Origin of the sequence: Candidatus Enterococcus huntleyi, assembly GCF_009933175.1 — a bacterium.
GTDB lineage: Bacteria > Bacillota > Bacilli > Lactobacillales > Enterococcaceae > Enterococcus_K > Enterococcus_K huntleyi.
This window is the reverse complement of sequence record NZ_MAEJ01000022.1, coordinates 12,248-24,594: the sequence shown is the minus strand read 5'-3', so window position 1 is coordinate 24,594 and position 12,347 is coordinate 12,248. Positions and strand designations below refer to the sequence as shown.

The 12,347-nt window shown below is 38.1% G+C and carries 11 protein-coding genes; 3 read left to right on the top strand and 8 right to left on the bottom strand.

Annotation, left to right across the window (positions count from 1 at the left end; genetic code table 11):
* Genes BAU15_RS10825 through yjbM form a run of 3 tightly spaced genes read right to left on the bottom strand, consistent with a single transcriptional unit; the run spans position 1 to position 2,371 of the window.
* A complete protein-coding gene (locus BAU15_RS10825) occupies positions 1–891 on the bottom strand; it encodes an RluA family pseudouridine synthase (RefSeq protein WP_161842813.1) in 891 nt (296 codons plus the stop codon).
* 3 nt (positions 892–894) lie between these two features.
* Entirely contained in the window at positions 895–1,692 is a 798-nt protein-coding gene (locus tag BAU15_RS10820; protein WP_161842812.1) for an NAD kinase, read from the bottom strand.
* Between the two features lie 13 nt (positions 1,693–1,705).
* The gene (yjbM, locus tag BAU15_RS10815) at positions 1,706–2,371 is read right to left on the bottom strand and encodes a GTP diphosphokinase (protein WP_161842758.1); all 666 of its coding nucleotides are present in this window, start codon (positions 2,369–2,371) and stop codon (positions 1,706–1,708) included.
* Positions 2,372–2,568: 197 nt separating this feature from the next.
* On the opposite strand from yjbM, the gene BAU15_RS10810 reads away from it, so the two are divergent.
* Positions 2,569–3,144, top strand: coding sequence for a CYTH domain-containing protein (locus BAU15_RS10810; RefSeq protein WP_161842757.1), 576 nt, complete (start codon positions 2,569–2,571; stop codon positions 3,142–3,144).
* A 109-nt stretch (positions 3,145–3,253) separates the two neighbouring features.
* A complete protein-coding gene (locus tag BAU15_RS10805) occupies positions 3,254–3,904 on the top strand; it encodes a ClpXP adapter SpxH family protein (RefSeq protein WP_161842756.1) in 651 nt (216 codons plus the stop codon).
* A gap of 205 nt (positions 3,905–4,109) precedes the next feature.
* Here BAU15_RS10805 and pepF read toward each other — a convergent pair whose 3' ends face one another.
* From pepF to BAU15_RS10780, 5 genes are all read right to left on the bottom strand, one after another.
* Entirely contained in the window at positions 4,110–5,927 is a 1,818-nt protein-coding gene (gene pepF / locus BAU15_RS10800) for an oligoendopeptidase F (RefSeq protein WP_161842755.1), read from the bottom strand.
* Between the two features lie 80 nt (positions 5,928–6,007).
* A complete protein-coding gene (locus BAU15_RS10795; RefSeq protein ID WP_161842754.1) occupies positions 6,008–7,069 on the bottom strand; it encodes a competence protein CoiA in 1,062 nt (353 codons plus the stop codon).
* A gap of 297 nt (positions 7,070–7,366) precedes the next feature.
* A complete protein-coding gene (locus BAU15_RS10790) occupies positions 7,367–8,023 on the bottom strand; it encodes an adaptor protein MecA (protein ID WP_161842753.1) in 657 nt (218 codons plus the stop codon).
* 322 nt (positions 8,024–8,345) lie between these two features.
* On the bottom strand, positions 8,346–8,744 hold the full coding sequence (gene spxA, locus BAU15_RS10785) for a transcriptional regulator SpxA (protein WP_161842752.1): 399 nt from the start codon (positions 8,742–8,744) through the stop codon (positions 8,346–8,348).
* A gap of 748 nt (positions 8,745–9,492) precedes the next feature.
* On the bottom strand, positions 9,493–11,208 hold the full coding sequence (locus tag BAU15_RS10780) for an ABC transporter ATP-binding protein (protein WP_161842751.1): 1,716 nt from the start codon (positions 11,206–11,208) through the stop codon (positions 9,493–9,495).
* Between the two features lie 304 nt (positions 11,209–11,512).
* Here BAU15_RS10780 and BAU15_RS10775 point away from each other — a divergent pair, with 304 nt between their 5' ends.
* A complete protein-coding gene (locus BAU15_RS10775) occupies positions 11,513–12,223 on the top strand; it encodes an HAD family hydrolase (protein WP_161842811.1) in 711 nt (236 codons plus the stop codon).
* The last annotated feature ends 124 nt before the right edge of the window (positions 12,224–12,347 follow it).

Here is a 12,347-nt window from a genome sequence, read left to right as displayed (position 1 = left end):
TTATTGGCGCACTAATTTCGCCATATCTTCTGCCAATGGTTGCTGAAACGCTAACGACTCATTCGTAAAAGGATGATCAAACCGTAACGCATAACAATGTAACGCTTGTCTAGTGATGCCTAAATCCATTCGTCCTTCATACATTTCATCACCCAATAGCGCGCAACCCAACGCAGAAAAATGTACGCGAATCTGGTGTGTTCTGCCAGTATGCAACTGAATATCCACTAGAGCAAGCTCTTTCTGCTTCGCTTCAAGCCAATATTCTGTTTTGGCAATTTGGCCATCCTCGCTGACTTTTCTTCTTAATAAAGAAGTATAATCACGACCTATCGGCAAATTGATTTCTGCATGATCCATAAGTCGCTCCAAGGACCCACTTACGAGCGCCTGATATTTTTTGACAACTTTTTTTTCGCGTAATTGAACATCAAGTTTTGCATGGGCAAAGCCATGCTTGGCAAAGAGCATCAAGCCCGTCGTATCACGATCTAAGCGTGTGACAACATGAATCACTTGGTTCACGTAGCCCTGCCTTTTATAATAAGCCTTCACTCGATTGGCCATTGTATAATTCGGATGGTACTGAGCTGGAATTGAAGAAACACCTGCTGGCTTATTCACCACCAATAGATGCTCATCTTCAAAAACAATCTCGATCGGCGTCTCGTCCAATAACAACGTCTCATGCTCGCCTTCATCCGGAATCACAATTGTTACCATATCATTGTAGGAAAGAGAAAACAAGACATTCTCAACTTTTCCATTGACTTTAATTTGCCCACCTTGAAACTTAATTTTTGCTAGCAATCCCTTGGAAATGCCCTGCTCTTTTAAAAAATATTTTACCTGTTGTGTTTGTTCTTTTTGAAACGACCAAGAAAACTCCATCATCTACCCCTCACTAATAAACGCATCTTTGACTCTACCCCAAAAATGCATGTGTCGATATGAGGCAAAATGAATGCGCTCATCCGCAATCCGATAGTAAACAGAAGCAATATTTTCTTGCTCGATATCTAGTTGATCGACTGTCACCAAATAATCTGTACTATCTTGCAATTTAACTTCTAACCATTCAGTATGGGCAATCACAATCGGCGAACCTAGTGTTCGAAAGACGCGATTATTTAAAGAAGCAATCTCAGCCAACTGAAACGCGTTGATACTTGGATGGAGGACGGCTCCCCCGATACTTTTATTATACGCGGTTGAACCTGTCGGTGTCGAAATAGACAACCCATCGCCGCGAAAACGTTCGAATAGCTCATCCTTAATCAAAATATCGGCAACCATTGTTCGGTTACCTCGCTTAATCGTGGACTCATTTAAAGCCAGAAAATGTTTGTCTGATTTGCCATCTAAAAAAGTAATCCGCACGTCCAATAAAGGATAGCTGACACTCTTGCCGCGATTACTGCTCAAGCTAGCCACTAGCTCCTCCAGCTCATAGTCGCGCCAGTCCGTATAAAAACCTAGATGTCCCGTGTGAACACCTAGGAAACTCACTTCATTCAATCGATGATTGTAGCGATGAAAAGCTGATAGTAACGTCCCATCGCCCCCAATTGAAATGACTAATTCAGGATTTTGATCTTCAATTTTTATATCTGCTTTACGCAACATCTCGCGTAATTTTTGCGCAATAATCTGTGATTTTTCTTCGTGATTCTGAACAATTGCTACCTTCATACTCACCATGCTATCACTCCTCTTGATCCATCGATTTATGATAATAGACATCTTCTGATTTCCCTCGACCATGAGAAAATAGTCGTTGGGCCTCTTGGATTTCTTCTCGAATCGTCGACATTTCCTCATCTAATTGGTAGGCTGCCTCAGCTGCACGCTGCAGACGTTCACTCATTTCTTCTGGAAAGGCACCTTGATATTTATAATTGAGTGAGTGTTCAATCGTTGCCCAGAAATTCATCGCTAATGTTCTAATCTGAATCTCAGCCAGAATCTTCTTCTCGCCACCGACCAACTGCACCGGATATTCGATCACTAGATGATACGAACGATAGCCACTGGCTTTTTTATTCGTAATATAATCTCGTTCCTGAACCACTTTCATATCCTTGCGGTTTCTGATGATTTGAACAACCTGATGAATATCGTCAACAAATTGGCACATAATTCTTAAACCAGCAATATCTGACATTTCCTCGTCTAAACGTTGAATCGGAATATGCCGTAATTGTGATTTTGTAATAATACTTTCTATTGGTTTGACACGTCCTGTCACAAATTCAATAGGGACATGACGATTCTGTTCTCTAAACTGCTTGCGGATTCCACGCAATTTGACTTTTAATTCTGAAACCGTCTGTTCATATGGCGCTAAAAATGTTTCCCAATCTCGTTCCATAGCAATCCCTCAACTTATCTTCTAACATTCATACTATATTTTAACATAAACCACGCAAAACACTCAGCGAATCCTTTCAAGAATAACCATTTTTTACAAAATGCATCTCCAAAAATAGACAATCAAAAATAAGCCGTTTAGTTGGCAGAAAAATTTGAATTATGTGACAATCAATGTAAGGAAAGAAAGGGGTCTACATGAGCGAAAACTTAGAAATTGAATTTAAAACTTTATTAACTGAATCTGACTATCAAGCTATTTGTCAGCTATACCAATTAGGAGAGCAAGATTTTCATAGCCAAACAAATATTTACTTTGATAATCAAACAAGTGACTTAAAAGAAAAACAGATGGGGTTACGCATTCGTCTCTTGCCCACCTATGCTGAATTAACTTTAAAAAGTCCTGCCAAAGAAGGGTTACTAGAAACAACGGATAAATTGACGCTCAGTCAAGCACAGGATTTCCTTTTAAAAGATAGTCTGCCTACTTTTGGTGCAGTCTATGATTTCCTTAAGAATGCTTCAATCGATTGTCGTACACTAAAGTCCATTGGAAAGCTCACAACAAAACGGGCCGAATTTTCAATCGAAGAGGGGTTACTTGCTCTCGATGAAAGTTGGTACGGTCACGCGCATGATTATGAACTGGAACTTGAGGTCGCTGACTATGCTGTTGGGAAAAAGCAGTTTGAGCACTTGCTTAGTCGCTTGTCTATTAGCTATCAACCTGCAAAAAATAAAATCCAACGCATGTTAGAAGAAAAAAATTAAAAGACACCTGCAATTTCCGAGCCGTTTAACTTCTTTTTTTTTATTTATTTTGGTAAGGTATATTAGGATGTTGACATATTTGTCACGAGTCTGTTTGGGGGAGATTCATTTGATAGAGATTTATTTATTTATTAACCCACTGGGGAGTATTTGCTATCACACTGAAAAGCAAATACTAGATTTTGTAGAAAACGGATCTAAAAAAATTCAATTTCGCTTTATACCCCTGGTAAATTTACGTACAATTGGGGATTTGATGAAACGCGAAGGAAAGTCACCAAATGATATAAAAGAACGAAATCGTTTGTTCGAGACTATTTTTTCCGCTTCTCTCGATTATAAAGCTGCGCAACTGCAAGGAAAGAAGAAAGGTCGGCATTTTCTTTTACGTTTACAAGAAGCAGTCGGCTGCCATGGGGAAGAATATTCAAAGAAGTTAGTCGAAAAGCTAGTGGTGGAAACCGGTGGCGATTTGGAGATGTTCTTAGAAGATCGACAATCTGAGTTTGTTAAAGAAGCTTTCTATTCTGATCAACAGATAGCTAGAGAAATGGATATTACGCAACATCCGTCTGCTGTCGTCTATAATTTTTCTTACAATAGAGAATTTGGCGTACTTGTAGAAGGCAAAGCAGCGATGAGTGATATATTTGAGATTTGTCACTCACCAGAAAATATCTATGACATCTTAGAAAAGGATTACTTTGAAAAAGATAAACGACGCCTAGGTTCAAACGGACATTTGCTCCGATTAGTATAAAAAAGAAGCCCTTCTTAGATAAACAGGATCTAAGAAGAGCTTCTTTTTGGTTTGCGCTAAATCAAAACATGAATTATCGCATCACTCGGTCTAGTTCTTCAGAAATTGCCCTAAAAGCTACTTCTGGTACACCGTTTCTCCGAAAAAAGGAGCATGACAAATCTTTGCCATACTCCTCGAAAGTAACTAAACTTTAGTTGTTTTCTTATTTCTCTAATTCACCAATCAAGGCTTCTAATTCATTCAAGCGTGCTTCAAAGACCTTCATAGCTTCTTCGATGTATGCTGCTTGAGTCATATCGACACCGGCTTTTTTCATAACTTCGATTGGATAATCACTATTTCCTGATTTTAGATACGTTAGATAGTTTTCTAAAGCATTCGGTTCATTCGCTACAATTTTATCTGCCAACGCTGAAGCAGCGGAGAAGCCTGTTGCATATTGGAAGACATAATAATTGTAGTAGAAATGAGGAATCCGTGACCATTCTAGAGCGATTTCACTATCCTTTTCAACCGCTGGACCATAATATTTGGCATTTAATTCGCCATAGCTATCATTTAAGAACTCACTAGTAAGTGGCGTGCCTTTGGCATCTTCAGTGTGAATAAAATGTTCGAATTCCGCAAATTGCGTTTGACGGAAAATCGTGCCTTTAAATCCATCTAAATAGTGATTTAAAACATAAGCGCGAACTCGTGGATCTTTTTCTGTTTCCAATAAATGTTCAGTTAGAATATTTTCATTCGTTGTTGAAGCAATTTCTGCTAAGAAAATAGAATAATCGCCGTACACATAAGGCTGATTATTACGTGTAAAGTAGCTATGAACGCTGTGTCCCATCTCATGTACTAACGTGTACAATTGGTCCAAAGAATCATGCCAATTCATTAGAATATACGGTAAAGTATCGTACGCTCCTGATGAATAAGCGCCACTACGTTTGCCTTTATTTTCAACCACATCAATCCAGCGATTTGAAAAAGCTTCTTCAACAATTGCTAAATATTCAGCACCCAGTGGTTGCAAAGCTTCTACAGCTTTATCACGCGCTTGCTCATAAGTAAATTTGATTGGCGCTTCCCCTAGTACCGGCGTGTATAAGTCATACATATGTAGCTCATCCACAGCCAATAAACGTTTTCTCAAAGCAACATAGCGATGCAACAATGGCAGATTTTTATTCACTACATCCACTAACGTATCATATACGCTCTCAGGAATATGATTATTGCTTAACGACGCTTCTCTTGCTGAACTATATTTACGCGTTTTCGCTTTAAAGTTGTGCCCTTTGACATGTGAGCTCAAAGTTGAAGCAAAGGTATTTTTGAATTGTTGGTACACACCGTACAACCCTTTAAAGGCAGCTTCACGTACCGAACGATCTGTACTTTCTAATAATTGTCCATACACTCCATGAGATAATTGAACAGATTCACCGTCTTCATTTTTCACGACAGGGAACGTTAAATCAGCATTATTCAAAATAGCGAAGGTATCGCTTGATGCTTCAAAAATTTCGCTAGCTCCAGCTAACAAAGCTTCTTCTTCAGAAGAAAGTACATGGGCGCGATTATCAACCATTTGTTTGACGAAATGACGGTAGCCTTCTAATTGAGGCTCTTCATCAAAATAAGCCCAAATTTGTTCATCAGTTAACGTTAAAACTTCAGGCTCAAACCAAGAAACTGCTGCACTTGTTTTCGCTAATAAGCTACTTGCTCGTGCATAAATTGCTTGATAGGTAGCATTTGCTGTATCCTGATCATTTTTCAAGTGTGAGTATACATAAATAACTTCCACTTTTCGATAGACATCTAATAAATACTCGATGGCTGCTAAGAACTGCTTAGCTCCTTCGCCTAAAGTTCCTTTGAATGTATCGGCTTTTTCCAGTTCATCTGAAAGGGCCTTAAATTTCTCTTCAAATACATCATCATTGGCAAAGATTTTAGTTAAATCCCACGTTACCTCTGTTGCCAAAGAAGAACGTTCAGGTAATTGTTTTGTTTCGCTCATTCCACACACTCCTTCATTTAATCTACTCCTATTTTATCATAGTTAGAAAAAGTTTGACTATTTCAGACTTGATTTATTCGTTATTTTCCGAAATTTCTGACAATCGTCACCTGCGTCAACTGAATGCATTCAAGAAAAAGTAATTTTTGTATTTTTTGTTGCGAAATTAAAGGAAACAACCACTTCATGGTCGTTTGTCTACACCATATTTTATACAGCTCATTGGCTTCATTTTTAGAGAGTCGACGTCGTTGTTTAACTAACTCTTCAAAACACAAACGACAAGCCAAAAGCCGAACGCCATAGAAAAGATAATAAGCACTTGGCCGATACATCCATTGTGTGAGGGTTTGTAAGTTCTTTCGCCTACGGTAACACTCTTTTTGAAGTTTGATAATCTGCGTTTCTTGTCTCAGAATCCCTTGTTGAATGATGCGTTGATAGTTTCCCCAAAAGTACTTTCGTTCAGCAGAGGTTGTCTGTCCTCTAACCTGTTTTGTTGTAACCGAGGTAGTCACAGAATAGATAGCAGCTAACGATTCTTGCTTAAACGTCCAGCGCTTCTTTTGAAATGTTAGACGCCCATTGGGGTACTCAATCACTTGGTAGCACAAGGTTATTTCTCTAGTCTCCGAATCTAAACACCAGAAGTAACAGCCCCATTGGGAATGATACCCACAAAAAGTCCGCTGTAGCCGCGTTAGTTTTTTGTGCGATTTAGGAGCTAACTTTTCTCCCAGTAGCCACCATACTTGATAGTCATGCGCAACGTAGTTTGTTGTCCGTTCAATCATGCGCTTTTGCGCCAAAAAAGAACATTGAATTTCGATAGCGAGATGCGCTGACAATAAATCCGGTCGTTGATGGAGATTGGGCAAATAGCTTTCTAAAGCAAACTGTTGATCAGACCAGTCAAATAAAGTCTTTTTTAGCGTGTTATGCTCCACTGTTTCTCCCTCACTAAACGGCTGACAGCCCGAATGTTTCTGGTGAGCAAAATGTGCTGACTTTAAGTCTCCTTTTTTCAGAATAACTGGCTTATTGCAAGACGGACAACGCAGCTCCTCACGACTAATTACTACACGCCCCGACGCTACATCCGCCGCATAAACCAATTGCCTCTGCCATTTAGCGACTAACATCTGCTCATCTCCTTATCCCCTCATAAGCAAGATACGCCAGAATTATTCCAATTTTTTTGAACTTATCTATTCTTTTGAACTTATCTTCTTGAACTTATTTTTTTGAATCTTTTTTGAATCTATTTATTTCACAACTTTGACGACTAATCTGCTCAAAACCAATTGGACAATAGATTCTGGTCCTTTGAGACTTCGTTAAGAGCCTTAAACACATCAAGCAACTCAAAAAAAACAACTCAAAGACCCCTACATCAGGGCATTTGAGTTGCTTAAACTATTATTTATGGGAATTTAACTTTATTTAAAGTAGAAACGAGTCAATTCTAACGCATTTCGTTCCATCACTAATTCACCATGTTCAGCTAAAACTTCTTCAGTCACTGGCGATAATTTGGCAAATTCCAACAATTGGGCAATTTGATCCTCCACGTCGTGCTTCGATAGATCATCCATCAGAAAATTCACTTGTAAATAATAGGAATCATTTAACCGATAAAGGTTTGACCAAGCTGATTCTAAATAAGTCTCATTGGCTAAAGCAATCATTTGCTCAAAGTCATCGAGCACAAAAATAACGCTTTGGAAGGCACTCTCAAATTCAGATTTCAGGCCTAAGTCATCTGCGTCATCATCAGAAACCTGCGCTCGTATAAATTCACTAATTTCATCAACATTAGAACCCTGCATGTCGTCAAGTTGAGATAATTCCTCAGCAGATAAACTCTTACTAATAAATAGCTCAAGTCCATCACCCTTGGGAAGTACTTGAAACGTCACCGCTTCGCTTCCTTGAAATTCATCTTCCACGTCGACTTCTTCTAAAATGCTATAAAAGAAATTTTCTATTTCTTTATGGTTACCTAATAAATCCAAAAAAGTGATTCCCCTAGCAGCTAAATCTTCATTGCCAATCAATACTCGAATAGTATTTTCATTAATATGTTCCATTTCCATATTAGCTACACCTCACTTCTACCTAGTAATAGGTATATACGTACATTGTAGCTGAAACACTTTAAAAGTAAAGGAAAAACTTCTATCCTCACAGATATTTACAAAAAAAGTAGACAATTATTCATATTCAGGAAATATGCGCTGGATTTAACGGACTCTCTATATCCTTTAACAATCCAGATACGTTCAACTGCTGATTTGTTTGGACAACGTGCGATTATTTTTTGCTCAAAAAAAAAATAGGCCGAAGCAAGAAACCTGCCTCAGCCTACCTATAAGTTATTTGTTGTTGGTACTGCCTATATGTTGATCGTACAATTTTTTATAATCCTGCCATCAGTTGCGCTTGACGTAATTCTAATTGGCGAACATCACGTGGTAAGAAACGACGAATTTCATCCTCATTAAAACCAACTTGCAGACGTTTTTCATCAATCATGATTGGACGACGTAACAACCCTGGATTTCCTTGTACAAGCGTTAATAAATCTTGTAGGGACAATTCGTCCAAATCCATGTTTAGCTTTTGGAAAACTTTCGAACGTGTCGAAATGATTTCCTCAGTACCATCTTCAGTCATTTGTAAAATATCCTTTAGTTCAGAAATATTTAAAGGTTCAGAAAAAATATTTCTCTCTACGAAAGGAATCTCATGTTCTTGCAACCACGCACGAGCTTTACGACAAGAGGTACAACTTGGGGAAGTAAAAAGTGTTAACAACGTGCATCACTCCTTTTTGTGAACAGAGTCACAGTTTTGGAACAGAAGCAGAGCTCATTCTTCTATCTGTGCTTATTATAACGAATACTTATATAAAATGCTACCCAATTCTCTAATAAACACAAAAAAAATGAATGTTCTTTAAAAAGTTTTCACTATAAAATCAATCTTTTTTCGAAAGATACTTTGTGAAAATGAGAATATTCAAATAAACCAGAAAATCCAAAAAAATACATGAAACAGGTTGGAAATCTGTACTACTTATTCCCCTGTTTAGCCCGTTTTCTTTCTATTATTTTACACTTCTTGTTTTTTTATTTTCCTTCTATAATCAAAAAAGCTATCTTCTTTTAATAAAAAAAGAATTTATAGATGGGAACCACTACAAAATCCACTTGATTTTCTTTCCTCATGATTAGGAATAATTTTCTCAAAAAAACAAAATAAATTCCCGTTATTTAAAGAAGTTACGACACCCTATTTTCTCTTTTATTTTCGATTAAATTTTAGGTAAATAGAATTTTTTCCCTACCAATTTTCCATTGAAGACAGAAGATTTTTCCGTTAAAAACTAATCAGTTTTTAAGGAATTATGCTAGAATCTCTCTTTTTCGCATAGCCCTCTAGACTAACTAATCAGAATAGAAAAAAAGAGCTCTGACAAAACTTGTCATGCTCTTTTTCAACGAAACGATGACTTAGCAACAGCTCCTATCGCAATCGTCATTTATACCATTATTGAATTCTTTTATTTTCTAAATTGCGCCTCATATAACGCTCGATAGTGCCCTTCAGCCGCCATTAATTGATCGTGGGTACCTTCTTCCAAGATTCCCTCTTCACTCACAACAATGATTCGCGTCGCGTGTTTAATCGTTGCCAATCGATGCGCGATAATTAAAGTCGTCCGGCCACTAGCCAATGAATTAAGCGATTCTTGAATGACTTGTTCAGTCTCCGTGTCTAATGCCGAAGTCGCTTCATCTAGAATTAATATCGGTGGATTTTTCAGAAACATCCGAGCGATCGCCACTCGTTGTTTTTGTCCGCCTGAAAGTTTCACTCCGCGCTCACCAATGACCGTATCTAAGCCATCTGACATTTGCTCAATCACTTTTTCTAAATGAGCGAGCTTCACTGCTTGACGAATTTCTTCCTCACTCGCATCTAATTTTCCATAGGCAATATTCTCTCTAATCGTGCCTGGAAATAAGAAGACATCCTGTTGTACAATACCAATTTGACTACGTAGAGACGCCAACGTCATCTCTTGAATATTTAGACCGTCAATCATAATCGCCCCGTCAGTTACTTCATAAAAACGCGGGAGCAAATTACATAATGTCGTTTTTCCAGAACCACTTTGACCCACAAATGCCACTGTTTCTCCTGGCTGAATCTCTAAATTAATATGATCCAAAACTTTCGTCCGTTCACTATAGGCAAACGAAACATCTTGATAGGAAATGTTCCCCTCCAAATTTGTGACCACACGAGCCCCTGGCCGATCCTCAATTGCCGGCTTTTTATCTAGCTCCTCAGTCAAACGTTTAAAGCCAGCAATCCCTTTAGGATAGCTTTCAATCATATTGTTGACCTTTTCAATTGGCCGAATAAAGACGTTTGATAATAGGATGAAGCCGACAAATTCCCCATTAGTAATTTCCCCATTAATTGTATAATAAGCACCAAAAATCAGTGCGAATAAGTTAATTAAACGAATTAAAAAATAATTGTATGAGGAGCTAACTGCCATCACTTTGTAAAATAAAATCTTCGATTGGCGATAAGCTTGGTTCAATCCTTCAAAACGACGATTTTCGAAGGCTTCATTAGAGAAGGATTGAGTCACTCGAATTCCGCTGACCGAAGCTTCTACCCCTGCATTAAACTCCCCTAAATTATCATAAATCTTGGTGTTCACCTTAGTCATTTTTTTATTAAAGAAGACCAGTGCAATCGTGATAAATGGCAATAAAATAAAGGTTGCAATCGCCAGCTTCACGTGAATATTCAGCATCAATAGAAATGAACCCAATAAGGTCATGACCGTGATAAAAACATCTTCTGGCCCATGATGCGAAACTTCCGAAATTTCAAATAAATCCGTCGTGAGGCGACTAATTAATTTACCTGTCTTCTGATTATCGTAGTAATCGAAAGACTGCGTTTGTAGATGCTGAAACAACTCTCTGCGCATGTCCGTTTCGATATTCACTCCTAATTTGTGACCAAAAAAGACGACAATATATTGCAAGGCAGTATTAATCACATAAAACAATAACAAGCCAATACACACCCAGGCAATCAGGCGAAAATCGCCTTTTGGCATAATTTTATCAATCACTTGATTCACTACTATCGGAAAAGCTAGCTCCAGCAAACCAGCTAGTACGGCACATGAAAAATCTAATATAAACAGGCTTTTATACGGTCTGTAATAACTAAAAAATCGTTTTAACATCTATTTTCCTCCACTGTTCTTTATAAATAAAATTCAAACAATCCCTAGTATACCATATTGTTTTTCACCACAGCTGCTCCTCAAAGTTTTTTTGATTTTTTCTGAAAAAATGATAACTTTTTCTTTTTCGGTGAAAAAAACTGAAATCTAGCTTTGCTTATTCTATCAAGGTTCATCGAAAATAGGTAGAAAAAACCTTTATATATCAGCATTTCTCCCCTTTTTTTCTCTGTCTATATCGTCTACAATGAATGAGGATTTTACTTTGGAAACAAATGAAAATTTTGAAAGGCGTGGACTATTTTTGATAGAAGCAATTGTCTTTGACGTAGATGATACAATTTATGACCAACAGCAACCCTTTAGAAACGCGGTTAAGCGAGTAATTCCTGCAGTAACTGAAGAAGATATGGCGGCACTTTATATTCGTTTTCGCTACCATAGTGACGAAAATTTCCCAAAAGTCATGGCAAACGAATGGACACTTGAATACATGCGAGCTCAGCGCATTAGCCAATCCTTACTCGATTTAGATTACCCACTCATTACTGAGGCAGATGGCCTTCTTTTTCAAAAAGTCTATGAAGATGAGTTAGCCAATATTTGCATGCATGAAGAAGTCAGAAGAACACTGAATTATTTGCAAGAAAAGCAAATCCCCATCGGAATTATCACAAACGGCCCTACTGATCATCAATATAAGAAGGTCAAACAGCTGCGTCTCGAAGACTGGGTGGCTAGTGATCGCGTGATTATCTCTCAGGCAACAGGCTTTCAAAAGCCAGAAGTCGAAATCTTTAAATTAGCTGAAAAAACATTCGGCTTCTCACCAGAAACTACTTTGTATGTCGGCGATAGCTTCGAAAATGATGTGGTTGGTTCAAAAAATAGTGACTGGCACGCGCTTTGGTTTAATCATAGAAATCGAGCAATCCCCGCAGGTTCAACCCCACTTTTTGATTGGGAGATTACCTCATTCGAACAATTACTTGAAACTATTCAAGCACTCTTTTAGCTTGCGAATTATCGTGGCTTTATAACATGAATGGCTGACAACTAAGACCAGTCATTGCGCCCTATTACTTAGCTTTATGTCTGATCCCTTGCCGCGCCAACTCAGCGTAGCTACCTATCAGTTA